We start from the raw sequence: 24691 nt of genomic DNA, 5'->3' as shown, positions 1-24691 counted from the left end.
TAGCGGCCGGACAGCTGGAGCACGTCTAGGGACTCCGCACCGGGGCCGGGCACGCCGCCCGGCCCCGCCTACGCAGCCACTAGGCGATCGCGTCGACCGACCAGAACTCCGTCTCGCCGTGCCACGCCACGACCGTGTGCGGCGACGGCGCACCCTCCGCCAGCCAGGCCAGCATCTTCTCGGCCACCTGCTCGCGGTAGCGCCGCGCGACCCGCATCTGGCAGTACGCCCACACGCCCTCGCGGTTGCCGACGACTCGCACCGCCCCGCCACCCCAGCTCGTCACCAGGAACTCCACCGACGACTCCTCCTCCGCCGGCCGCGCGTCGCACTCGTCGTCCGGCTCGTCGTCCAGATCGCCGGCGTTCTTGCAGTCCGGCTTGCAGTCCGGCTGGTGCGGCTCGTCGCGGGGCGCCTCACAGTGGACGCAGCAGCCGTCCTCGTCCATGCAGCTGCGCGGCCCGCATTCGTCGACCGCCGCCCGCTTGCCTGCCTGAATCGTGCTCTTGCCCATCTCGACCTCCACGTGAACAGGGCATGTCGTACATATTCATTGTATGCGACCGGCTCCCTTGCGTACACGTTCTATGTACGCAAGGGGCCGTGTAGCGCGTCACACAACCGGCCAGTCAGAACAGCCGGCCCTGCCGGAACACCGCCTCGGCGTCGAACGTCGACGAGGCCGGCGGCGCGGGCGGCGGCGGGGGCGGCGGCTTCGGCTTCGCCTTGCGCATGTGCCGCTCCAGAGCGCCCTCCGGCGTCGGCAGCTCCAGGAGCTGCCGCACCGCCGCGATCTGCCGTACCTGCCGCCAGGCCCGCTGCATCTCGTCGATCGCGATCTGCCGGTGCTCCAGCGCCTCGCGCATCCACACGTCCAGCAACCCGTCGCCGCAGCCGACGACCACCCGCAAGCCCAGCCCCCACAGGTGAAGGTTCACCGCGCAGAGCGCCGCCGCCAGCGGGTCGATGTCGTTCGCCCACCACTCGCACGTCGTCGGGTCGAGGCCGTCCTCCCGCATCGCCTGCGCGGCGCCGAGCAGCATCGTGCCGGTGCCGGCGCACGGCTCCAGGATCCTCGCGCCCTCGGCCGGCGCCGCCATCCTGCCGAGCAGCAGCGTCACGCTCTCCGGCGTCAGGAACTGCCCGATGCCCTTGCGCCCGCCGTGGCTCTTCATCGTCTGGAGCAGCATCCCGAGCAGGTCCGTCTCGCCCCACCCGTCGGGCCCGCACCGCCCGAACACGCCCTTGCGCAGCGCCGCCTGGCCGACGGCCTGCACCGCGCGCAGCACCGTCTCGTCCTGGTCCTCGTCGGTCCACGACCACAGGTGCTTGGTCCGCGGGTTCAGGTCGGGCCGCAGCATCGCGAACTCGCACCACAGCCGCTGAATCAGCAGCCCGAACCCCTCGTGGTCGAGGCGCTCGATCGTCTCGCCCAGCGCCGCGAGCTGGTCGACGTCCTCCGCCTCCCGGGCCACCAGCGCCAGGGCGGCCACCACGCTCATCGGCACCTCGATCCGCGAGCCGCCGTACCGGCTGTGCCACGCCAGGTCGACCGCCTCCGCGATGTCCCGCGCATGCTGCCGCGGGTCCTCCGGCACGGCGTTCGCGCGCCGCGCCATCGTCGTTGTCGTCATGCTCTTCCTCCACGTGAACCGCCGGCCTCCCGCCGGCGGGAAAGGCAGCGCCCCCGCAGCCACGTCGGCTACGGGGGCGCTCGGGTCGGTCAGCAGCAGTTGCCGCACACACCCGAGGCGGGCAGCACCGTGAAGCACTCCCCGCACATCGACTTGCGCACCTTCGCGGCCTCGCGCTCGTTCTCGCGCCGCTGGCGCGCGGCCTCCTGGCGCTCGCGCTCGGCCAGCACCCGCGCGTTGTGCTCCCGCACCCGCCGGTTGCAGGCCAGCACCGCCTGGTCCTCCTCCTCCGTGGGGCGACGAACGGGCGCCCGCAGCGCCTCCTGCAAGGCGTCCGCCATCGCGTTCAGCTTGTTGACCCGCACGGTGTCCGCCCAGCTCATGACCTTCCGGCCGGTGTCGGTGGTCACGTCGAAGCTCAGGCCGCTCATCGGGCTCTCCTCACACAGTCGGGGTAGCTTGCTGTACATATTCATTGTATCCAGACGAAGGGCCTGACGTACAGATTTTATGTACGCTCTGGCTGTGGATCGGGCCACACAAACGGAGACGCCCCCCGCGCCCGCATGGGGCGCGAGGGGCGTCGGGGCCCGCCGCTCAGATCGCCGCCGTCCCCCGCACGCTCTCGGCAACGATCGCCAGGGCCTCCCGCCGCTCGGCCACCTTCATCAGCGCCGCGTCGACCGCCGCCGCCTTGCCGCTCACAGCCGCCAGCAGGTCGCCGCGCACCGACGCCCGCAGGTCGCCCGCCTTCGCGTTGTACACCGCGCCCTCGGTCGCCACGGTGAGCTCGTCGGCCAGCCGCTCCAGCGACCGCTCCGCCTCCACCACCCGGAACGCCAGCTTGGCGACCAGGCCGCACCGGTCCGCACCCTCGGCCTCCACCTTGAACTCGGCGAGCAGCTCGTTGACCCGCTTCTCCATCTCTCAGCCCTCCTGTAGGGGTAGCGCGTTGCGTACACATTCATTGTATGTGAATCTCAGTTTCGCGTACAAGTTTTATGTACGCCCTGGGCCGTGGAGCGGGTCACACAAAGCGCCGCCCCACCTGGCACGGGGAAGAACCAGGCAGGGCGGCGCGAGTCCGAGGCGTGGGGTCGACGGTCAGCGGCTCCGGGGGGACCGCGACCGCGACGCCTTCGACGGCGGCTGGGAGGCCCCGTCCGTCTTGGCGTCCACCTCGGACACGTCGGCCCCGGCGTCAGCCGACGTGCTCTTCTCGCCGGCATTCACCGGCTCCGGCTCCGGCTCGCCGGCCGGCTTCGGCTCCGGCTCCGGCTCCGGCTTCGGCTCGGGCTCGGGCTCGGGCTCGCGGTCCGGCTCCGGCGTCGGCGTCTCACCGTCGCCCTCGTCCTCCTTGAGGTCGACCACCTCGTACCCGCCGGCCGCCTCCTGGGCCAGGTCGTCGGGCACGTCGAACGCCAGCCCCAGCGGGCCGTCGCTCGTCGTCCGCACCTCGTCGTGCCGGTCCGGGCTGGCGGCGTCGAGCAGCTGCCGCGCGAGCACTCTGGCGTCCTCGCGGCTGTTCGGGTAGATCAGCGGGGCCATCTCTCCTCCTACGCCGGCACGCCCGGCAGCTTCACCTTCACCGCCGCCACCGTGCAGCTCCACCCCACCGTGTAGAACCGCTCGGCGACCGCGAACACCTCGTTGTCCTTGCGGTCCAGGGCCTCCGGCAGCTTCGGCAGGAACACCGCCGACCGCCGCACCATCACCGGACCCGTGGCGTACAGCCACGCCTCACCGGCGGCCGGCGCCGCACCACCCGGGCCGACGCCGGTCGTCTGCGCGAACACGATCGGGTTGCCCAGCGGGCCCACCAGCCGCGGACCCTCGATCCGCGACTGGCCCTTCTCCGCGAACCACCCGGCCGTCCACCGAGGAGCCCACAGCACGCCCAGCACGCCCGACCGGTCGCCGATGTGCGCCTCCAGCAGACCCACGCCCGTCTCCAGCGGCACCGCCGCCGCGTCGGAGCCCGCCAGGACCTCCGTGTCGGCCGCCGCCAGGTAGTCCGCGTTCCCGGCCTCGCCGGTCCAGGCGTAGTGCTCCAGCGACTGCTGCTCGACCATGCCCATCGCCCGCCGGGCCCGCTCCAGCAGGTCCGGGCGGGCCGGCGACCGGCCCGTCAGGCCCGTGTACAGCCGGATCACCCCGGCCTGCACGAGCGGCACCCCGTCCGGCAGCGCCATCGGCGCCCGGTTCGGGTCCGAGGCCGCCGCCACGTTCGTCGGCGCGGGCGCGTCGACGCACTGCGGCTCCCACTCCACGCCGGCCTGGAACTCGCGCTGGTCCGCCGGGTCGACCACGGCAGCCGCCGAGAACAGCCCGTACCGGTACGGCGTCGTCGCCGGGGCTTCCACGTACACGAAGGGCTGAGTCACCCGTCACCTCCTCCGGAGATGGGGCCGCGCCGGCCGGGCGCGGCCCCGTCGAACGGGCAGCTCAGGCCGCCGTGCAGTCGAACGCGACCGTCTGCCCGGTCACGCCGGTCGGGCACAGCGGCACCGACACCTTGTAGGACATGTAGCACCGCTTCACCAGCAGCGACGCCTGCTCGGTGAACAGGGCGATGTACTCGTTGTCCTTCAGCTTCGTTGAGTCGTAGACCGCCGACAGGTCGATGATCGGCTTGGTGCCCTTCACCCACGTGCCCGGCGCGTAGATCAGCAGGTCGACCGTCGCCGGCCACTGGCCCGGCGCGGTCGTGCCGCCGAACCCGGTGCCGCCCGCGTCGACGTAGCCGTCCTGCCAGTCGTAGACGAACTGCGGACGCAGCCGCCGCCGGGTGAACCACGCGATGATCTGCTCGTCGGTGATGTCGAAGTAGTTCACCCCGGCCCGCCGGCTCATGTCCGCCCGGATCCACTCCAGCAGCCACATCGGCGCCGCGCACTCCAGCAGCGCCCGCCGGCCCATCCGGTACCGGTAGCGGTAGTCGGTCGACGCGAGGGACGCCGCGCCGAGCAGCGCGGTGGTCGTCTCGTCGCCGTCGATGTCGCCGCCGAGGGTCAGGCTGAACGTCGTCGACTGGCCCGGGGCGGTGGCCATCCGCGCGATCGTCCGCGCGTTCATCTTGTGCTGGTGCGCGACGAGCGCCCGGCGCACCACGTCGCGGGTCAGCTCCGGCCACACCGCGTTCTGCACGATGTCCTGCTCGATCTGCACCCCGTCTACCTCGAGGCGCGTCTCGGCCCAGTTCACCGTCGGCACCCGGTAGGAGGACTTGTCAACCCCCGCTGTGCTATCGGCCTCGGTTTGCACGAACCCGATCCCCGAATACAGATCGCGGAAGTCGAGGTTGGCTGGCACCTTGATACCACCACCGCGGGGGATCGTGATACCCGGGAGGTCGAGCAGACCCTCGGTCGTCTCCAGGCCCTCGCACAGCTCCCACAGCGTCTCCGATGGGGCACCCCAGCCACCGGCCGCCACGAGGTTGCCGCCCGACAGCCGCGACTCCGACGCGGCCAGCTCCACCAGCTCCATGTCGGTCAGACCCCTGCCCCCCGCGACGAGCGCCTGGTCGACGGGCAGCTCCACCCGGGCCACGTTCTGCTTGATGCGGGTCGCGACCCCACCCCCGCGCGGGAAGCCGGCGAACTTGTCGTCGAAAGCCGCCGCGACCTCGGCCACCGACGAGAACACGTGCCCGTGCGGCACGTTCGGCACGTCCGCCGCCGCCTTGATGACCGCCGACTGGTTGCCCTTGCCGACCTTCGGCTTCGGCTGCCGGCGGGCCGCCCGCCGCGCGAGCGACGCCACGACCGGCGTCGGCTGCGGAGCCGGCTGCTCCTCGGCCGGGGCACCTTCCGGCGGGGCCTCCTCGCCCTCGCCGCCCTCGCCGTCGCTGTCGCCCTCGCCGCCGTCACCGTCGCCACCGTCGGCCTCCTGCGCGCCGTGGACCGCCGCGTCCAGGTCGTCCAGCTCCGACGCCACCTGCAGCGCCGCCTGCTCGATCTGCGTCTGCTGGGTCCGCACCGACTGCACGAACGTCGCCAGCTCCCGCAGCCGGGTCAGACCGGCGGCGTCCAGGGCCGGGTCGTCGCGGAGAGCGTCGAACGCTGCCACGGCCTGCGTCTCCAGCTGGCCCAGCGCGTCGAGGTCGAGCCCGTCCAGGCTCCCAGGGATCTCGAATTCCACCGTCGGCTCCTCAAGCACGGTAGGGATCTCATCCCCGACCGGCCCGCAGCCAGCATCGGTAGTTCAGGGCACAGCGTAGCCCACGCGTTCGCCGGGCACGGATCATCACCGGCCGGTGGGTGCGCTCCTGCGCGTCGCAGGGTCGGGAGTGGACGTTTCTTATTTCACCTACTATCGTTAAGCCCATGCCTGACGGACCTGTGCGCGTAACGGGACCGCTCCTGGCTGTCCTGAACGCCCTGCTCGAAGCTGACGACTACGAGCTGCACGGCTGGGCGATCATGAAGGCCACGGGGAAGTCCGGACCGACCATCTACAAGATCCTGGAGCGGCTCGCCGAGTCGCGGTGGGTGAGCTCCCGCTGGGACACGAACACCGAGCCCGGCAAGCCTCGCCGCCGCTACTACCAGCTCACCGGACACGGCGTGGCCAGCGCCCGGGAGCTGATCGCCCAACGGCAGGCCAAGACCGCGCCGGCCATTCGGACCCGCCTGGCATTCGGCTGGTGCCAGGCGTGAACCGCTGGGAGATCATTCTCGGCATCGTGTTTGGGCTCCTCGTCAACGAGGTCACCGACATCTCGCCGTGGCTCGCGCAGAAGCTGGCCCGGTGGTCGGCCTACCGCTGGACAACGGACCCCGAGATGGCCGCAGCGTACGCGGAGGAGTGGGCCGCGCTCATCGACGACCGGCCCGGAAAGCTGCTCAAGCTTCTGACCGCCCTGCGGTTCACCCTCGGCGCGGCCGGCCGAGCTGCACCCAGGGCCGGCATCCGGGCCATCCGCGCGGTCCGTCGCCGCACTCAACTAAGGGCATACGCCGAGAAATTCCTGCGACTCGACGAAGCTGATAAGGCCGCTCGCCGTCTCGTAACCACGGACACTCCCATTCTCGTAAGCACGGACGCTTGGGACTCTTATGACCTAAAGGCGGACGGCCTCCTTGTGGAGGTGAAGGACTGGCAGCCAGATACGGTTCTGCCCCCACGTAACGTTCACAAGGCGAGGGCGTACAAGCGCCGCCCCATGCCTCGACCCCGGTAGGCCGGTACAACCATCGAACGGGCAGCCCGCTGCCCAGGCGGTGCTGCGGGTGCGGTGCCGGTGGGCGCCGCACCCCCAGCTCCCTACTTCTGCACCTGGCGGATGACGCCGCCGCCGCCCTTCTGCACGTCGGCGACCTCCGCCAGCGTCTTCGACCCATACTCGCCGCCGCGACGCCCGTCCCCGTAGGACAGCACCCACACGGTCGCGCCCCTGGCCTTGCTGCCGCAGTTGCAGCCCACGCCTGCTCTCCTCCCTACTCGCCATGCACCTGGGCGGCCAGCGCCGCCACGAGGGCCTTCCGGTCCCGGCCGATCGACGCCGCGATCCGCTCGGCCGTCGCCGCCGCGGCGACGCGCTGCCGCTCGGCGGCGAATCCGGCGGCCACCGCGCGCCGCACCGCCGCGTCGAGGGCGGCCGGCGACGTCAGGGCGGGCTCCCGCCGGCGGCCGCGCGCCGGCGCCGACGGCTGCCAGCCGGACCAACCGGAGGCGACCATCGCGTACGCCCGGCCACCCGACGTGCGGCCCCGCACGACCGGGAACCCGCCGACGTTGACGCACAGCGCCGCGACGAGCTGCCGGGCCCCGCCGATCCACCGCCAGTCCCCGGACAGCGGCGACCGGCGCAGAAGCTGCACCTGCTCCTCGGTGGCCTCCGGCACCAACGACCCGGCGACCCACGTGCCGTGCGCGTCCCGGCCGGCCCGGACCACCGCGACCTGCGTGCCGGTGTCGTCGTAGTGCGCGACCGCGCTCGCCGCGCTGGCTGCCAAGTCGGCGTGCCCGGTCGCCGCGGTGATGTGCCCGACCGCGACCAGTTCCCCCTCGGCCGTCTCGATCTCCGGCCGGTGGAACCAGTCGAAGCCGCCCTCTTCCGGCGGCATCACGCACTGCCCACCCTGGAGGAACGACAGGTGGCAGTCCCGGTCGGCGAGGTGCCCGAACACCCGGCCGTCGACCGTCACGGTGATCGGCGTCAGCTCCTCCAGGCCCGGGTCGTCGAACCACCCCCTCGGCGGGTACACCGGTGCGACCTGCTTCTTCATCGCCGCTGCGCCAGCCGCAGTTACCGGCTCTTCCTCCTTCACCTCGTCTGAGGGCGTCTCGTCGTCGGTGGGGACCTCGTCGATCAGCTCCAGCCGCGCCTGCACGAACGCCTGCGTGCCGAGCATCGTCACCGCCATGACGCGGCCCTTCGTCACCAGCAGGTACGGCTCATCGCCGGCCTCGACGAACGCCTCCCACTCCTCGTCGGTCATGTCCTCGATCGGCTTGCCGTCCGCATTCGCGTACACGAACTCGAACTCGTCGAGGTCCACCGACGGGAACAGCACGCCGGCCCGCCACAGCTCCAGAGCCTCCGCCAGCTCCGGCACGGCGTCGATGAAGTCGCCCGCGCCGGACAGCTCGGTCTTCTGCACCTCCCCGGCGGTGATCCGGCCGATCGTCACCGCGCCCTCGTGCCCCGGGGCGTCCTCGCGGGCCCACCGCAGGGGCAGCGGCAGGTCGCGGAACGACCACTGGCCGTCCGCCGCAAAGATCCGCCGGTCACCCGACCTGGCACCCAGCGGCGCCAGCGTTCCCTTCCACGTCGCCATCTGCTTGCCACCCTTCGCGGCTCCCGCCGCTGTCACCGTGATGTCCAACCCGCTGGCCCGATCCCGTCGGGGCCAGGGGTGCTCAGGAACCGCAGGCAGGGGCTCGCCGGCCTCCACCTCGATCATCGTGCAGCGGCACTGCACCGTCTGGCCGGGCGGTGCCGCCGGGTCGCCCGGGTACCGCATCGGCACGCCGCCGACCATGAACACGCCGTCTAGGGCGACGCGCTGCCCGTCCGCGTCGCGGTGGTCCGGCCGGGTCCGCTCGTCGTGGGTCGCCACCCACACCTTGTCCAGCTTCTCGTCGAGCGCCGCCTGGGCGGTCAGCCAGGCGGTCAGCGTGCCCGCGTTGTACGCGCCGATCGTCTCGGTCCGGGCGATCGTCACCGCCCGGTCTTCCCACGACAGCTCGCCGAGGATCGCCTCGATGGCGTCGCGGATCCTCGGGATGCTCGCGCCTTCGGCGGTGAGCTCGGCGATGGCCGCCGTCACCTGCGTCCACGCGCTGTCGGGCACGCCCTGCAACCTGTTGGGCAGCGCCGCCAGGTACTCGTCCTTCATCTGCGCGACCCGCAGCAGCTCGACGTCGCCGCCCGCATCCGCGACCCCGGCGAGGAACGTCGCGTCGACTGCGGGGAGCAGGTGGACCGTCATCGCCTCGAACCACGCCTGCCCGGCGCCCGCGAGCGCCGACGGGTCCGGCGGCAGCGCCGCCGCGGTGACCGGCAGGGTCGCGGTCCGGGCGGACCGCAGCCAGGCCCGCAGCGCCGCCCGTGCGGCCCGCTCGACGCGCTTCTCGGCAGCGAGCACCCGCGCCTCGTGGTCGAGGCGCAGCGGCAGCCAGCGGTCCGGCTCGTCGGTCACGGCTCTTCGGCCGTCACCGCCGGCGCGGGCGCCAGAACCGCCACCACGGCGACCGTCGACGCGATGCTCCGCACGCCACCGTCCGAGCGGCCGGCCGGCATGCCGGCGGGCGTGCGCTCCACCCGGTAGATCGTCAGCTTGTCCTCGGACAGCTCCAGCCGCACGAAGTCCTTGTCGAGGGTGATGCCCACCAGCGCGAACATGTCCTGGACCTGGGTCAAGGTGATCGCCGTCGGGTCATCCATGGTTCCTCCTCGTGTGCTGATGCCGCTCCACGTCCGCGGGGTTGCAGACGTGCGTGGCGTCGGTCAGGGGCGGCTGGTCGCCGTCCCACAGCTCGCCCCACCAGCCGCACATCTGGCACAGCGACCATGTGAGGAGCTCGCAGCCCTTGCCGCGCCCGGAACGGCGGCAGGCGTGGCCGTGCACCTGCACCAAGGTCGGGAACGAGGGCGGTCGGGGCGGTCACGCCAGCGCCAGCTCTCCGCGCACCGTGGCAGCCAGGTGCTCGCGCAGCTCCGCCGGGTCGTGCCCGGTGCCGGTGACGAGCAGGCCACCGACGTACGTGGTCAAGGCAGCCTCCAGCTTCTCCGCGTCGACGCCGAGCCGGGTGGCGATCGCCGGCACGGCCGTCCACGCCCCCTGAAGCAGGCGAGGCACGGACGTCGGCGTGGACTGCCGCACCGTGTGGTAATCCCACGCCTTCAAGTCGGCGTGCCGGTACCGGTCACGGCCGAGGACCCGCTTCCCGGCGATCTCCAGCGCCCGCAGCGCGAGGACCTCGCAGGCGGCGACGAACGGCCCGGACAGCGGGTCGGCGGCCGACGCGGCGATCGCGTTCTGCTCGGGCGGGCCGCGGTCCTCGGTGTCGCCGTCCGGCGGCTCGTCGGTCGTCGGCTCCTCGTCCTCGGCGGGCGGTTCGCCGACGGGCAGCTCGGCCGGCTGCGGGGCCGGCTTCAACGCGGCTGCATCGAGCTGCACGGATACCCCGGCGACCTCCAGGAGCCGCTGCACGAGCAGCGGGCCGGCGGCCGGCACCGTCCGGATGATCTCCAGCAGGCGGCGCAGCTCCCGCTCGTCGTCGGTCGGCTTGTCATGCTCACCGAACCCGGTCTCCCGGCGAAGCGCGTCACCGGACAGCTCGCCGAGGCCGTACAGGTCCTTTGCGTCCGCGCCCTTGTCCGGGGTCTGCGTCAGCTCGCTGGTGTCGTACCAAACGATCCACCGCTTGGCGTCGGCGACGCCGGGCGCGCCTTCCAGGGCCGGCCACAGCATTTGCTGGGTCAGCGCCGCGCAGAAGAGCTCCAGCTTCGACTCGACGTGGTACTTGATCGTCGCCTCGTCAGTCATCCAGGCGCCCCAATGGTTTGCCTGCGTCATGCCGAGCAGCATCTCCGGCGGGGCGTCCAGACCGAGGGCCAGCCGCCGGATCGCGCCGTCCAGCATCGACGGCACCGTTGCCGACAGCTCGGTGGCGAAGCTGAGCAACCGGGCCTTCTCCAGGTGCTCGGCGGGGCCCTGCACCACGATCGGGACGAGGGCGGCCACGGAGTCGCGGTCCTTCACCGCGGTGGTCATCGCCTCGGTCAGCGTCGCCAGGAACGACGTCACCCCGTCCTCGGCGTCCTCCTCCTGCTCGGCGGCGGCGAACGACAGCTCGTTCGGCAGCAGCAGGATTCCCGCGCCGGCCAGCCGAGAGTCGATCTGCGACTGGACGTACTGCGTCAGCCGCTCGATCAGCCGCAGCACCCGCCGGTTAGCCTGCACCTGCGACTTCGGCAGGGTGTGCCTGCGGGGCGACGGCGACCAGATCCGCACGATCACGGTCTCGTCAACCTCCAGCTCGCGCGGCCCGTCGCCCTGGTCAAGGACGTACTTACCGGCTCGCTCCTGCAGCTCCTCGTTGGAGGCAATGAACCACCGCTCCCGGTCGGTCGCGTTGCCGGCGTCGTCCTTCTCCGGCTCGCCGATCAGGTAGCACTCACCGGGCACACCGAGCTGGATCCCGGCATCGTGCAGCAGCTCCCCCTGCTGGCCGGGTCCGCCGAGGAACGTCTCATTGACGCCAGCCGGCGCCTGGTCGGGTGTCTCGACGGGCCGGCCCTGCTCGTCGATCTGCGTGATGTACAGCCGGGCGCGTCCCATCGCCTTCGCGATGAGGTCGACCAGGTAAGCCAGCTCGCCGCATTGCTCGTAGTGCCGCCACGCCTCGTCCTGCCACTCCTGCTTGGTGACCTTGCGCAGGCTGCCGCTGGACTCGTAGCGCATCTTCGCCGCCGACGCGACGACGGCAGTCGCCCTGCCGACCTCGCTGTCGACGTTGGGCTTCGTGCCCCAGAACGCCATGCACTACTCCTCGGGCTCGGCGCGCACCAGCAGGCCGGTCGCGTACGACAGGGCCAGGCCGACAGTCGGCACGTCAATCCACCAGTGCCCGGACCAGCGAGGCATGAAGGACAGCACCCACCAGCTGGCGGCGACCGGCAGGGCGACCCACACCGAAAGGCACCAGCGGCAGAACAGCAGGTAGGCGAAAGCGCTGCCCTCGGGGAGCCAATTCACGATCGTCGCTCGGAGCCGCCGCGTGATCTCGTCGGCGGTGACCAGCCGGGTTACGCGGGCGACGACGAAGAGCATCACCACGACCTCGATCAACCCCATCACGGGTATGAGCATAGGTGGAACCATTGCGACCGGATAGCCAGGAGCCCGACATTGGCCACGTCGTGCGGCTGTGCAGGACGGCTCGCCACGGCAGTAGTTCGACGGGCTCGGCGCCCCGGGGGGGGGTGCAGCGGTGAGGTCCGGGCGGCCGCCCGTCCAACTTCAACCAGCCGGCCAAGTGCCACGACCATCCTTGTCAACGGACGGCTTCAACCCGGGTAGGCAGTTCCCGCATCGACGCGGGTGGCCGACTATCGTGCCCGTTCACACCCCGCTGATGGTCCTCGTCCGGATCTCGGATTCCGCGTTTTCGCTGGTAGCGGCGTTGCGAGCTACCGTCAGGGCGATCACATCATCGGGGGATGACCTTGCGGCAAACGATCGAGCCCATGCGAGCGGCCAGCATCACCGAGCTGCCCGTCCACGGCGGTCGCCAGCTTGCCTACGAACCCAAGTGGGACGGCTGGCGATGCCTAGCCTCCGTCACCGCCGACCAGGTCCTGCTGCAGAGCCGACAGGGTAAGAACCTGACCCCGTACTTCCCAGACGTCGTTCGGCATCTGCGCGCCAACCTGCCGCAGGGCGTGGTCCTCGACGGCGAGCTGATCATCTGGGATGCTGCTCTCAGCCGCACCTCATTCACCGCTCTGCAGCGGCGGATCACAGCCGGACGTGGCCTGACGCGGGAGGCCGCCGAGTGTCCGGCGCACTTCGTGGCGTTCGACCTGTTGGCCGACGCTGGCGGCGGGAGCATGCTCGATCGGCCGCTGGTGCAGCGCCGGGCCCGCATGACGCGGCTCCTCGCCTCCAGCCCGCCACAGCTGTCGACCTGCCCCCAGACCCTTGACATCGCCGAGGCCCGCCGCTGGATGCAGGAGTGGGCCGCGGCCGGCATCGAAGGACTCGTGATCAAAGACCTTGCCAGTTGCTACACGCCCGGCAAGGCCGGCTGGTTCAAGCTCAAGTCCCGCAGTACGACGGAAGCGATCATCGGAGGCGTCACCGGCAGCGCTACCAACCCGACCAGCCTGCTGCTCGGCCGGTTCGATGCCGCCGACCGGTTCCGGTACGTGGCGCGGACCCATGCGCTGCCCGCCGCACAGCGCCGTGCACTCGCTGGCTTGCTGCCACCGCTCGCGCTTCAGGCCGCCGCAAACCACAAACATCCATGGCCCCATCGACTGCCAGCAGCGTGGAGCGCCCAACTGGGCGATCGACAACCACTGCCCTACGTCCGGCTCCAGCCTGTCATCGTGGCCGAAATCGAAACCGACGCAGCGTACGACTTGGAGTATGGCCGATGGCGCCACCCCACCCGATACGTCAGGCTGCGGGCAGACCTGTCCGCCCATGATGTACCGCCGCTCGCCGCCTGAGAGGCCCGCCTGCCGGCCCCTCTGGGCGCCCCAATCAAGGCGGGATGCCATGTAGCGTTCCACTCCGTGCAGAACGGCCGAGCCTTCGGCTGCTGGTACGCCGCGACGACGCGAGGGTGATGATCGAGCATGCCTGGTGGGTAGACCGCCTCCGGCGCACCACCCCGTAACGGCTTGGCTGCTCCCATGATTGCTTGCCTGGAACACGGTTTAGTAGGGCAGTTGCGCTGCGCCGAGCAAGAGGCGGTGCGGTGGGAGCGGCCGGCAAGATTTGCCAGCCATCCCCTGACACCCTAGCTCGTTCCGCACATAGTCCGGATCTTGGTCGACGGTCCGCCCTGACCGCACCTTCCGCTGCGCCGGTCCTGACGGCAGTATGTCCATGTGGCATCGACGGTGAGAGAACAGCAGGTCCTGCAGGCGCGAGCGGCTCTTGTCTTGGCGGCTCGCCGCCGCTCGCTGGTCACATACAAGGAGCTGGGTTTAGCGATCGGCATGACAGGCGTATCCCTCAGCCACCACATGCGTCATGTGCTGGACGATCTTTCGGGACTGTGTATCGCGGCCGGCGAACCCTCGCTGGCAGCCCTCGTCGTTAACTCGGAGACCGGGGCTCCGGGTAAGGGCTTCGAGAAAGGTGGCGTTCCCTGGCACACCGAGGTGCAGGAGGTCTTTCGCCACTGGGCCAAGCAGTAAGCATCGCAGCAGCGGCCTGGGGTCTCGGCCAAAGGGAGACCATGGAGCCCTCGTGATGATGCCCGAGGGCTGCCGGGGTGGGTACAGCTCGTCGCCGCGCCAGCTGGGCCAGCTAGGCCAGGTGCTCGCCGCGTCGGTCGACGCCGTAGCGGAGCGCCCCGACTGGCGTACGGACCGCGCTCGCCGCCGCTTAACGGACGGCAAAGAGCCTGGCCTGGAGCCGGTCTTCACCTGACTCGATAGGCCCCCCAGACTCCAAGAGATCAAGAGCAATCTTCTCGTCGGAATGGCGATAGTCGTCGTAGTGGACCGAGTAGCTGTTCCCGGGACTGCTCCCGTCGACCGGATCGACGTATACGAGGACGACGTACTTAGACAGTCCCTGCATCGGATTTCGACCGTGGAGGTGATCAACGGCCCTTCGAAACTCAGCCAAGTTCCTGAGGCCCGGGCCGCCTTTGAAACCCGACCAATCGCCTGTGTAGGGATCAAACTTCCGCGGGTGCAGGTAGAACTTAAACTCGACGAACGCCTTCTCCCCGGCGCGGTGCAATACCAGGTCGATCCGGTCGCACTCCACGAACTGCTTTACATCTGGGTAGGCATTTGAGAGCAGCCGACAGAAGAAGTAGCGAAGGACCGACTCGTTCCAGCGGCTGAGGGGCATCCGTGAAAGCTCGCCGGGCAGAAACGCCATCGTGCTGGAGAAGGTCGACCGAACTACGTCATCCATGCTGGCGTTCCGCCGTCCGTGCTCGCTCACGCGTCGAGGCGCTGGATCTCGGCGCCGAGTGCCTTGAGCTGCTCCCCGTAGACGTACCTGCGCCGGGCCCACTCGTCCTCGTCGAGGCGGCGGTCCTCATCGCCGTCGGGGCGCAGGAACGGTCCCTTCTCTAGGCCCAGTCGCTGACGGAACGCGTCGATGTACCGCAACGCGTTCGCCTCTCCCTTGAGATCGAGCCACAGCAGCCCGGGCTCAGTCGTCGTCCCCGCCGCACGTCCAGCCGCCGCCGCATCTGCAAGAACGGCGCGGACGAGGTCGGCGAATCGGCGGCGGAGCTTCTCCCGGGCATCAGCCTTGTTGCGCTGCCCGACTGCCTCGTAGCGAGCCCGACGTGCCAGAGCGGCGCGGGCGAGGATTGACTCGGCGAGGGCCTCGGCTTCCGTGCGGTTGACCGAGGGGCCGAGCGCGTCGATATCGGCCAGGGCCTGCGCCGGTCGCGGCGGCACGGTGTCGGACCGAACAGCGACGGCCGGGCCTGTCAGTCCGTCCTCGGCGAGGACGACCGACGCGGGTGCAGCTCCTGCCGCTCGCTTTGCGAGCGCCATGTCCAGCCGCGGGTGGCCGTACGTCGCCAGTGCTATCCACGACTCCGGGTCTCTGCTGGCCCGGGACGGGTCGGTGGTAACGGGCCGCCCGGGTTCGTCGAGGACGGCGCCAAGGCGCTCGATAACTACCTCGCGCAGGTCGGCCAACGTGACAGGGCTGGGCTCGGGCTGCAAAATCGGGTAGGGGTCCTCGTCCGCTCCCAGCGGCAGGTCGGCGCCGGGGTTGGACTCGGCGAGCTCGACGAGCGCCTGCACGCTGGCTTTGCGGGCTTGCGCTCGCTCGCTGACCGGCGCGCGGAACACGTCGCGGAAGGTGCCCTCGACCGCACCCAGGATGGGTTGCAGCCCTCCCACGATGCCGCTGAACATGTCGATGCGAGACGCGAGCGCCCGGTAGACCTCTTCCTCTACCGTGCCCTCAATGAAGAAGTTGCGCACGGCGATGGTATCCCGGACCTGACCGAGCCGGTCGACGCGGCCGATACGCTGCTCGACCCTCATCGGGTTCCACGGCATGTCGTAGTTGATGAGGTAGCTGCACGTCTGCAAATTGAGACCCTCGCTCGCCGCGTCCGTTGCCAGCAGCACGGTAACGCTGCGCGCACGCACGGCCTCGACGAGATCACGCTTGCTCACGTGGATCCAGCCCTCGTTCTCCCGGAACACCCGGCCGCCGTCGCCCGTAAAGGTGGCGAGGCGGCTGCGGTACCTCTGGTGGAGCCGGTCCCGCAGAGAGTCAAGCGTGTCGGTGAACTGCGTGAATACGATGACGCTGCGGCCGTCGCCGCGCGCCTCGTCCAGGTGCCGCTCAAGGGCCGCGAACTTGCCGTCCTGCACCTGCGCGATCCGGTCGGCGTACGTGCGCATCTCTTCGAGGTCCTTGGCCGTTAGCGGCACCGCGTCTGTGTCCTTTACGCCGCCAAGGCCATCGTCGTCGAGGTCGTCCGCGGTGTCCTCTTCGAGCACGGTCTGATCGAGAAGTGTCTCCTCATTGTGGAGCCGCTTGAGCAGCGTTCTGTGGATTGCAGCCCAGCTGCTCGTAAGACGGCGGCGGTAAACGGTAAGGACGAATCCGGCGCCGCGCCGTTTGCCGTGGGCCTCCAGCAGCCGGTCGATGAGCGCCTCAAGGTCGTCGTAGAGCTGCTGTTCGTCCGGGTGCAGATCGACCACGTGCGGCCGCACGTCGCGCTCGGCGAGGTTCTCGCTGATGAGGCCACGCTGCCGGTATGCCTTGAGCGTCGCGCGGCTGTGCCGCGCGACGTACTGTCCGACCGGTCCAAGCGCCCGAAGCCACTCCTTGAGCGCCTGCCTGCCGGCCACTCCGATCTCCTGGAGGCGCTGCTCGGCGGCGACCCCGTCACGGCCGAACCGGAAGACGATTTCGGCGCGGACGGGGCCGAGGCGCCGCACGATGTCGGCTGCGAGTGCCTCCTCTGCTTCTGTGCGTGGCATATCGGGAGTCCGCCGAATCTGTTCCGCGAGCCAGGCCCAGGCGATCCCTTTGTCGTCGGGCTTGCCGAGCTCCCTATAGAAGCGGACGAAGGCGTGCTCATCCGCGAGCGCGCCCGTCAAGCCGGTCTGCCGGAGCAGGTCTACGAGCTCGACGGCGGCGGTCTGCAGCGGGGTGGCGGTGAGCAGCCACATCGCCCGCGCAGCATTCTGCCGGTTGACCGTGTCGAGCAGTTCAAGCAGGCGGCTGGGCCGATACCGGTCCTCGTTACCGTGCTGCCGACGGGCATGGTGGGCCTCGTCAACCACGAGCAGGTCGTAGGGGGCCGCCGCCAAGAGCAGTTTCTGCTGGTCTGGCCGGCGCGCGAGGTGACTGGAAGCTAACAGAACCGGGTGCTCGGCGTAGGGGTTGGGGCCTGCGGACCGCACGTCGTCCGAGTGGGCGCCGAAAATCTTTCCTTGATCCAATCGGGGCACCCAGAGGGCGAACTTCTCGAAGAGCTCGTCCTGCCACTGGCGGCAGACGTTCGCTGGCGCCAAGATAAGCGCTTTGCGGACCTCGCCGTTCAGCAACAGCCGGCGCAGGCTCATCCCTGCGCTGACGGTCTTCCCGAGGCCAACCTCGTCTGCGACCAGCCAGGACCGCGGGTACAGACCGGCGAGCCGCGCGACATTCTGGCGCTGGTGCGGGAACAGCCGGACACCGATCGTCGCCTCCGCTATCTCCGTCGCCCATGGCAGCCGAGGCGCGATCTGCAGGAACCGCGCAACGGTGCTCGGTTCGCCGACCGGCGGCGGCTCCTCCGGGTCGCGCTCTCCGGGTACGGAGTCCGGCGCGTGCCCGAGCAGGGCTTTCTCGGCCGCCTCCGGCAGCGGGTACACCCTGAAGCCGGGGACCTCGCCGTCCCAGCGCTGCTCGAACCGGCTTGCCCAGAACGAGAAGTGAGCCGCAGTGCCGTCCCAGCTCGTATAGACGCTGAACGACTCAAAGTTGCGTGTCCATGCGGTTGCGGACTCATTGACACTGCCCTGGAAAGCCACCCCGTCGCCGGCAGCGTCCCGCAGGATGCCGACCTTCTCGTGGAAGTACGGGTTGTTCTCCCGTCCGGGAAGGGGTTGACCGTCGGCGTCCACGGGCACGGCGACGCGCACCTCAAGCCTTCCCTGCTTCACGAGCCACGCCAGGACCTCGATGCGGCGACGGTCGATGTCGCTGGTCGTCGCCAAACCCTCGGCGAGCCGCTGAGCGAGCGGCCCGTCTAGTGTTGCCTTGCCCTGCAATGCCTGTGCGTCCTCATCCCGGAGCTCGACCCCGCACAGCAGCCGCATCGTTCCGCCGCCGTTAACAAAGCGAGATAGGCCACGGGCGGCGACGGACAACGAGGAGGACCGGAAGTACCCGACCGATCTCGCGTAGTCGACGGCGCGTTGCAGCGCCGGGACGTAGAAGGCGTTGAGAACATCGTCACCGCTGTCGTAGCCGGGCGGCAGATCGAGCGTTTGAAGGCCAGGCACGAGCGGATTGTGAGTCCCCGTCATCACCAAAGTCCCGGTCTCGCTTCCGCTGCTGCCGCTTCCGCTGCTGCTGCCGCCGCCGCGATTTCCGCCGGGTCAGGCGGGACCGGGATGTCTTCGAACAGGGAACCTCGCATGGATTCCAGGACGCGAGCTTCCGGGCGGACGAACTCGCCCCCTTGCTTATTCCGCGGCACTGCACTAATTGCCGCTCGGACTAGATCCTTGAATCCCTCGTCGTCGACGAGGTTCCGTCGACGCATCCACTGTTCGGCGGCGCGGACACCGTCCTCGTCGTAGACGAGCATGAGCGCATGGAGCGTGTCGATGAGCGACGGGAAAGTGACGTCCTCCACATCAAGGCCTTTGGCGGTGCGCCGCTGTGCGGGAGTCAAGATTGTGACCTTGCCGCTGGTTGCCTTGATCAGTCGGTGCGTTTTGCTGAGTGCCTCTAGGTCGAGGTGCGTCGCCAGCGACAGCTTGAGCGCCTCCCCGGAGGGGAACTCGGCTGCTCCAAAGTCCGACCAGGCGAGGAGCCACCAGTCACTCATCCGGTCAAACTCAACGTCCCTGCCGCCGAGCAGGCCGCGCTTTTTCAGGACGGCCACCTTTTCCCGGGCGAGGTCGAGCGCGACGTCCGGGCGCAGGACCTCTGGTGCCCCAGAGGTGTCGAGTTCCCCGGTGTACACGGGCCAGTTGCGTGATAGCACGGCGAGGACGGGTCCGTACGTCGCCAGCGTAAGGTCGACCCCGCGGAGGCCGTGTTTTGAGAAGTTGGTGACGGCATCGACCGCAGCCGCTTCGACATCGCTTCTGATGTCGACCCAGTACGCGGGGAGTGTGTCACCGCGCTTGTGACAGTTGAGCAGAATGGTCGACTGGGCCGAGTTCTTCTTGGCTTGGTGGAGCGAAGTCTCGGCTTCTGTCGCGATGGGCCAGGACGACGTGATGGCGAAGCCGGCATTCAGAAGCGCCGCGCCCAGCGTGTCCCAAGCATCGACCCGTTTGTGCGTGAACATTACATTCAGCACGCCGCGCTCGCCGAGGACGCGATGAGCCTCCGCGAAGGACTCCGTCAGGAGCTTCTCGTAGTGGGCGGTCGCCAGCTCCGCGGCCGTCGACGTGCCTTCGGCCTTCCTGCCGCGTCCGCTGTGGGTCGCCACGTCCTTGAACAGTGACGGATTCGCTACCGCCTCCGCCTGCTTGTCCGTCACCGGCAGGTCACAGAACTGGGGCCAGACGCCTTTGAGGGATCTCTTGAGCCAGACGTAGAAGAAGTCGCTCAGCTCGCCGTACATCACGTTGTCGTAGTACGGCGGGTCCGTAATCACTGCATCGATAGAACCGTCGGGCAACGCGACGGCCGCGGCACTTCCGCGCAGGACGTTCGGCTTGCCGACCAGGTGGTCTCCGCCGAGGCGACGGGTTCCGGTGCCATGGACGAGCCTACTCAAGTTTTCGTGATTCTTGGCGGAGTTGGCGACCGCCCACGGCAGCAGGAGCCGTCCGGCCTCGAACTCGGCACAGGTCCACGAGAATGCGAAGTCGTGCCGGTCGAAACCGTTCCGGATCATGCTCCGTCCCGCGTGCCAGCTGCACAAGCGGCTGTTGTAGTCCAGACAGCGGTCGAGGGCGTACGCGAGATGCAGCGCGACCGCCCGTCCACGTTCTTCGCCCAAGCTCTGCTGCATCTGCGGCTGGAGGCTGATCAGCTCCTCCAAGAACACCAAGTTGGCGAGCAGTTGTCGAGGCAGGAAGAGGTCCGACCAGACCCGCATGCCCATTCGCAGCAGCTCATCCGTCTTGTGCCCGGGCTGCACCAGCTCGTCAGGGACGAGTCCATCAATCTCCCAGCTGGGGCGTAGCCGCCTGAGCTCCTTCTCAGCCAGCTCGACGGCCGTCCGATCGTCGTCGCTCGGCGACCTGAAGCGGCGCTGCTTCTCGTGCAGGTAACACGCGGCGAGAAGGATGTACGTGCCGTTCCCGTCCCGGGCCTGCTGCTGGATGTAGTCGCCGGAGAAGGTAGTCGCGTCGTGCCACACGCTCTGCGCGACACCGTTCTTGTACGTCGCCCGGTCGCCAAAGCGGGCGGCTTCGCTGCCGGTGACCACCGTCGGCGTCAACGTGCCGGCGTCTTGATCCACGACCAATTGCACTGCGGCGGCTCCCCGCTGCAACCAGAGGTTCGGCGCGAGAGGCGTCGGGCGTCCGGTGGTTGGACACGGGACGGCAAATGCCCAAATGTAGGACTGCGTCGGTGCGTCCTGGTCCGTTGGGAAGAAGGGAGCGAGGCGCTCTCGCGCTGCTCGTGCCCATCGGCCGCCCCACGTCCTGATGTCCTCGGCGAGCTCGGGGCCGAAGTCGTGGACGACGCCGAGGGTCCCCTGCAAGACAGCGGACGCGACGGGGTTCAGCTCGTTCGCGACAGCATCACACCCCAATCGCATGGCCTCGAAGGGGATACTCCCGCCGCCGGCGAATAGGTCGAGCACTGCCGGCCGATCGCGAACAGATGAGCTCCGCACCCGAGCCAGTCGCTGCAGCCGCCGGATCTCCTCTGGCTGTGGCGAGCGCGTGAAGGCCCGGTCGTAGCCGTAGGCGTTCCCCTCCGTCTTCCGCCCTGCTGCCAATGCCGCTGCGATGGCCGCCCGCGCCGCTGCAGGGTCCTTGTCCCGGGGGATACCGACAAGCTCCTTGAACCAGGCATGGTACTCATCTTCGCCCTCTGGGAACTCCGCGCGAAGCCGCGCCAGGACTGCGGCCGCCTCTTCGTCTCCGGCGGCCTGCTCGCCGGATGGCCATGCCGGCAGCAAGGATCCAAGAACCGCCGCCCGGCTGGCGGAGAGCGGGCGGCGCGCCCACCACACGTGCAGGAAGTTGACGGGCGGGAAAGCCTTCGCGCTGCCTCGTTCGCGAAGACTCTCGGCGCCGATTTGCTGCGCCGGGAACCACTGGTCGATCAGGCTCGGGACAGTCAACGCTTTGGTCCTTCCCCAAGTAGCAGGCGAAGCGCGCGCAGCCCGTTACGGCGGTTGATTTGCGCGTGCCAATATGCCGCTTCTTCGCGGCTCATCCCCGCGACGGCCTCTGAGACGGTGCTGATGCGGTCTATGCGCTTAAGGGGCTTGACCGCACGCAGGACGAGCTCGACGTGTGCGCCGAGCTGCGGGTCGATACGGATAGGGTCCGCGCTGGTGAGGTCGCGGCCGCGGAGCCGCGCGGAGCGCAGTACCTCTTGAAAGCCCGCGGCAACGTGGATCGCGCGGTAGCCGTTGACCCTAACGTGCCGCTCGCTCCCGTCGAGATCCTGGGCGGCCACGCTCAGCGCGGTGACACGGCCATCGTCGTCCCGCTCGATAAGGCAGGAGTAGGTCTCGCTACGGGTCACGCATCCCCCTCGGTGGTGAGCCGGATGTCGCACTTCGTCGGGCCGGTTGACTGGCTGGCGGTGACGACAGCGGCGAGCTCCGGGCCCTGCAACTCGACGGGTTCCGTCCACGTGATGTCTACGCTGGCGGTGACGCTCGCCTGCCGGCCCAGCAGCGCGCGGAGCGGCTCTCGAAGCACGCCGTAGTCGCCCGGCGTGCCGGTGAAGTCGACGTGGACGACGTGGGACGGATCGTCGAGCTGCACCCGGGCGTCAACCCGGTAGATCGTCCTGGCCTTCGGACCGGCGCCTGCGGGCACCGTGAGGAGACGCTGGAGCTCCTTGCCGGCGTCGTCCCCGACGGTCGACACGCTCACGCGGAGCCGCGTCGCGGTATTCCGTCCGGCTTCGACGGCAGCCTGCCGGGCATTGACCATCGCGGGGCCGGCCGAGCCGTTCGCGGCGAACTCGCGCGCCTTCGTCTCGCCCCCGCCGCCGAGTCCCTCGGCGCAGACACCCTCGTGGACCTTGCCGCAGAGCGGGCACGGCTCGGTCCCGATCTCGGGTGCGGAGCCGGGCGGATGCATAAGCGCGTCCTCGCCCAGCCGAGGCGTAGGCCCAGGGCGGGTCTTGGTCGACCAGCCGGCAGGGCCACCGTCCGGCGCCTGGTACTCCCACACGCCGTTCCGAACACCCGCGACCAGCAAGTTGACGAGCTTCTCGCGATCGAGTACGAGCTTGAGGTCGGGCCGACGGGCGAAGGCACGGGCAAGCTCCATCGTCGGCTGCGCGGTGTTGAACTGCGCGCCGAGCTTCGTGCCGACCCATGCAGGATCCAGAGGCTTGCTTCCGTCGCGTAGGAGCTTGTCCATTGCGTCGAGACTCGCGATCACGGCGTCGGTCTGATTCGGCAGCAGGCTCGCGGAGGTGACCGTAGTCAGGACGGTGCTCTCCAGCCCCTTCTTGTCAGGAACGTACAGCACGTTGACGTGGTTGCACACTGCTACGCGCGCCAGGCCGAGCGCCTCGGAGGACTGCTTCGCGACCTCGCCACGCTTGTCTTCGCCGAGGCTGGCGAGAAGCTCGGGCGTCGTCTTGAGCTGCTCCAGCGCCATGAGGCGGCGCACCGCCTTCAGCATCGGTTCGTGGAGCTGGGCGTTCGGCGCAAGGAACACCAGGCGGTTCCGGAACTCGCGGACGCCCCCGGCGGGTGCCCTCTCGTAGGTGTCGACGATCTTCTGCGGTACGCGCTTCGCCGGGTCGACGCCCTTGGCGTCGCCAAAGTCGTCCCAGTGGTAGACGACGAGGTAGGCATCCTCGCTGTTGTCGGGAACCTTCGCGTCCTCCCAGGCCCGGCGGACCTTGAGGGCAGAGTCCTTGTACTGCTCCGAGAGGATCTTGGTCGCGCGCTCGCGGACCTTGCCGCCGGAAATCTTGTCCTCGGCCTCTTGGATGAGCCGGACGAGGCTCGCCTCGGTGGAAAATCGGTAGCCGCGCACGTCGGCGTGCAGGTACCAGCAGGTGTTCTCTAGCCCGTCGAGCGCCTTGGCGATCAAATTCTGGTCGTCGCCGGGGGCAAGAATCGCGCCGTACAAGAGACTCGCCGGCACGCCGGGGACATCGCGTGTGAGGCTGAACAGGTACGCGGCGGTCGCGAGCCGACGACCGTAAGGGGTACCCATGCGCGCGTCGACCTCGTCCGCATGGCTCGGCGCTCCGCCAGACTGCTGCGCGATGTCGACACGGATGACCGGTTCATACAACGGTCGATCGATCCGGCTGGAGAGCTCCTCGGCCAGGACCTGGTCCGACAGGTCGATGTGGTGCAGGTGGATGAGGTCGAGGTCCTGTCCAGCATCCCAAATGCGCCGGACCGCGCGAGCGAGCAGCCGCAGCGCACCCCGCGTGCGCTGGAAGTTAGGAATGGTGGACAGGCGTTTGTCTAGGACACGGATCAGGTCTGGGTGGAATGGGAATGCCGCCTCGATCTCCTTGGCAAACCGGGCGCCAAGCATGTCCGTCGGGAGATCGAGCCCGGCGGCGTGCGCGGCGTCGGCAGCGTCGGCGTACTTGCTAGCGATGGCCAAGCGCTCGGGCAGGTGCTCAATGTCGGTCTCGAACAGCCGGCGGGCAAGGATCTTCGGCAAGTCGGCCTCGCCGCTGGCCCGCAGGACGAGCTCCTTGCGCGCGAGGAGGCTGGACACCTCCTTGAGGGCAGCGCTAACCGCCTCCGTGTCGCCCGCGAACGCGTCAGCCTCGCCGGCGGTCGTGATGACGACGACGACGCGCTCGCTGCTGTCGGCCGCCTCGAGCAGCGCCATGAGGAACGCCAGGGTTTGCTTCGCGAGGGTGCTGTCGCCGACCTTGCGCGCGGCGGCCGATGACAGGTACCGGGCAATCTCGTCGATGAGGATGAGGACGGGCCGGCCGCCAAACACCCGCTTGAGCTGGTCGCTCCCCGGCGCGCTGAGCGTCTCGTCATCCTGTCGGACGATCTCGTAGCCGTCGGTGCCCGCGATCTGCAGCGCGAGGTAGCCCCACGGCGTGCTCGCGGCGACGCCGGCGATCCCCGGGAACGTGCTCGCACCCGCCGTCGTGCCGACGAAGGCGGCAACGGCGGGCTCGGCGCTGTCGCCTGCCAGAACGGCCGGGTCCATGAACGAGGGGACGAGCTCAGCGGTCAGCCTTCCGCGGGCGGCATGGTAGAGCGCGATGAGGTTGTGTGTTTTGCCGCCGCCGAACGCGGTCTCAAGCCGCAGGACGCTGGCGGCGTCGGGTCGGGTGCCGAGCAGGCGGCCGAGCGCCTCGTTCAGCAGGGTCCGTAGTCCCTCGCTCGGGTAGGTCTGGGCGAAGAACTTGCTAGGCTCGGCGTAGGCGTCGGCGGCCCGGCCGGCGATGACGTCCTCCAAGCCGGCAGCGAACCGGCTCTCCGTCAACGTGCCCACGAGCACGTCCTTGCGGGGCGCGAGCGCGCTCAGCAGAGTCATCGGCGGTTCTCCTGTCGCGATAGCG

General features: G+C 69.5%; 21 protein-coding genes. 4 read left to right on the top strand and 17 right to left on the bottom strand.

Features of this window, described 5'->3' with window-relative positions:
* Positions 1-79: 79 nt before the first annotated feature.
* The 7 genes from GA0070610_RS08620 to GA0070610_RS08590 form a co-directional block, all read right to left on the bottom strand.
* Complete coding sequence (locus tag GA0070610_RS08620; protein ID WP_088999537.1) at positions 80-526, bottom strand: hypothetical protein; 447 nt, start codon at positions 524-526, stop codon at positions 80-82.
* Between the two features lie 103 nt (positions 527-629).
* Entirely contained in the window at positions 630-1634 is a 1005-nt protein-coding gene (locus GA0070610_RS08615; protein WP_157747074.1) for an N-6 DNA methylase, read from the bottom strand.
* Between the two features lie 89 nt (positions 1635-1723).
* On the bottom strand, positions 1724-2065 hold the full coding sequence (locus GA0070610_RS08610) for a hypothetical protein (protein ID WP_088999535.1): 342 nt from the start codon (positions 2063-2065) through the stop codon (positions 1724-1726).
* Between the two features lie 166 nt (positions 2066-2231).
* Entirely contained in the window at positions 2232-2558 is a 327-nt protein-coding gene (locus GA0070610_RS08605; RefSeq protein WP_088999534.1) for a hypothetical protein, read from the bottom strand.
* Positions 2559-2738: 180 nt separating this feature from the next.
* Complete coding sequence (locus GA0070610_RS31070) at positions 2739-3182, bottom strand: hypothetical protein (protein ID WP_088999533.1); 444 nt, start codon at positions 3180-3182, stop codon at positions 2739-2741.
* 8 nt (positions 3183-3190) lie between these two features.
* A complete protein-coding gene (locus GA0070610_RS30390; RefSeq protein ID WP_157747073.1) occupies positions 3191-4018 on the bottom strand; it encodes a hypothetical protein in 828 nt (275 codons plus the stop codon).
* 61 nt (positions 4019-4079) lie between these two features.
* Complete coding sequence (locus GA0070610_RS08590; protein ID WP_231925983.1) at positions 4080-5777, bottom strand: major capsid protein; 1698 nt, start codon at positions 5775-5777, stop codon at positions 4080-4082.
* 185 nt (positions 5778-5962) lie between these two features.
* On the opposite strand from GA0070610_RS08590, the gene GA0070610_RS08585 reads away from it, so the two are divergent.
* Both GA0070610_RS08585 and GA0070610_RS08580 read left to right on the top strand, forming a co-directional pair.
* Positions 5963-6295, top strand: coding sequence for a PadR family transcriptional regulator (locus GA0070610_RS08585; RefSeq protein ID WP_088999532.1), 333 nt, complete (start codon positions 5963-5965; stop codon positions 6293-6295).
* Positions 6292-6819 (top strand): hypothetical protein, encoded by a 528-nt coding sequence (locus GA0070610_RS08580; protein ID WP_088999531.1) that lies wholly within the window; start codon positions 6292-6294, stop codon positions 6817-6819. The genes GA0070610_RS08585 and GA0070610_RS08580 overlap by 4 nt, the downstream gene beginning before the upstream one ends.
* 83 nt (positions 6820-6902) lie before the next feature.
* Here GA0070610_RS08580 and GA0070610_RS30385 read toward each other — a convergent pair whose 3' ends face one another.
* The 5 genes from GA0070610_RS30385 to GA0070610_RS08555 all read right to left on the bottom strand — a co-directional run bounded on the left by GA0070610_RS30385 (position 6903) and on the right by GA0070610_RS08555 (position 11959).
* Complete coding sequence (locus GA0070610_RS30385; RefSeq protein ID WP_157747072.1) at positions 6903-7061, bottom strand: hypothetical protein; 159 nt, start codon at positions 7059-7061, stop codon at positions 6903-6905.
* A gap of 14 nt (positions 7062-7075) precedes the next feature.
* Positions 7076-9283: a phage minor head protein gene (locus tag GA0070610_RS08575; protein ID WP_088999530.1), complete on the bottom strand. Its 2208-nt coding sequence runs from the start codon at positions 9281-9283 to the stop codon at positions 7076-7078.
* A complete protein-coding gene (locus GA0070610_RS08570) occupies positions 9280-9528 on the bottom strand; it encodes a hypothetical protein (protein ID WP_088999529.1) in 249 nt (82 codons plus the stop codon). Before GA0070610_RS08570 ends, GA0070610_RS08575 begins: the two co-directional genes overlap by 4 nt.
* Before the next feature lie 220 nt (positions 9529-9748).
* Positions 9749-11629 (bottom strand): hypothetical protein, encoded by a 1881-nt coding sequence (locus GA0070610_RS08560; RefSeq protein WP_088999527.1) that lies wholly within the window; start codon positions 11627-11629, stop codon positions 9749-9751.
* A 3-nt stretch (positions 11630-11632) separates the two neighbouring features.
* On the bottom strand, positions 11633-11959 hold the full coding sequence (locus tag GA0070610_RS08555; protein WP_088999526.1) for a hypothetical protein: 327 nt from the start codon (positions 11957-11959) through the stop codon (positions 11633-11635).
* Between the two features lie 350 nt (positions 11960-12309).
* Between GA0070610_RS08555 and GA0070610_RS08550 the strand changes: the two genes are divergently transcribed.
* Both GA0070610_RS08550 and GA0070610_RS08545 read left to right on the top strand, forming a co-directional pair.
* Positions 12310-13323, top strand: coding sequence for an ATP-dependent DNA ligase (locus GA0070610_RS08550; RefSeq protein WP_231925981.1), 1014 nt, complete (start codon positions 12310-12312; stop codon positions 13321-13323).
* Positions 13324-13707: 384 nt separating this feature from the next.
* The gene (locus GA0070610_RS08545; RefSeq protein WP_157747071.1) at positions 13708-14019 is read left to right on the top strand and encodes a hypothetical protein; all 312 of its coding nucleotides are present in this window, start codon (positions 13708-13710) and stop codon (positions 14017-14019) included.
* A 190-nt stretch (positions 14020-14209) separates the two neighbouring features.
* On the opposite strand, the gene GA0070610_RS08540 is transcribed toward GA0070610_RS08545, so the two are convergent.
* The 5 genes from GA0070610_RS08540 to GA0070610_RS08520 are packed head-to-tail and all read right to left on the bottom strand — an operon-like array spanning position 14210 to position 24666.
* A complete protein-coding gene (locus GA0070610_RS08540; protein ID WP_088999524.1) occupies positions 14210-14782 on the bottom strand; it encodes a hypothetical protein in 573 nt (190 codons plus the stop codon).
* Positions 14779-18312: a DEAD/DEAH box helicase gene (locus GA0070610_RS08535; protein ID WP_172896459.1), complete on the bottom strand. Its 3534-nt coding sequence runs from the start codon at positions 18310-18312 to the stop codon at positions 14779-14781. Before GA0070610_RS08535 ends, GA0070610_RS08540 begins: the two co-directional genes overlap by 4 nt.
* A 23-nt stretch (positions 18313-18335) precedes the next feature.
* Entirely contained in the window at positions 18336-21290 is a 2955-nt protein-coding gene (locus GA0070610_RS08530; RefSeq protein WP_088999522.1) for a DUF1156 domain-containing protein, read from the bottom strand.
* Complete coding sequence (locus GA0070610_RS08525) at positions 21287-21700, bottom strand: DUF7680 family protein (protein WP_088999521.1); 414 nt, start codon at positions 21698-21700, stop codon at positions 21287-21289. Before GA0070610_RS08525 ends, GA0070610_RS08530 begins: the two co-directional genes overlap by 4 nt.
* Positions 21697-24666 (bottom strand): DUF499 domain-containing protein, encoded by a 2970-nt coding sequence (locus GA0070610_RS08520; protein WP_172896457.1) that lies wholly within the window; start codon positions 24664-24666, stop codon positions 21697-21699. Before GA0070610_RS08520 ends, GA0070610_RS08525 begins: the two co-directional genes overlap by 4 nt.
* Positions 24667-24691 lie beyond the last annotated feature (25 nt).

Source organism: Micromonospora echinofusca, assembly GCF_900091445.1.
GTDB lineage: Bacteria > Actinomycetota > Actinomycetes > Mycobacteriales > Micromonosporaceae > Micromonospora > Micromonospora echinofusca.
Note: the sequence above shows the minus strand (reverse complement) of the source record. Positions and strands in the feature narration are given on the sequence as shown.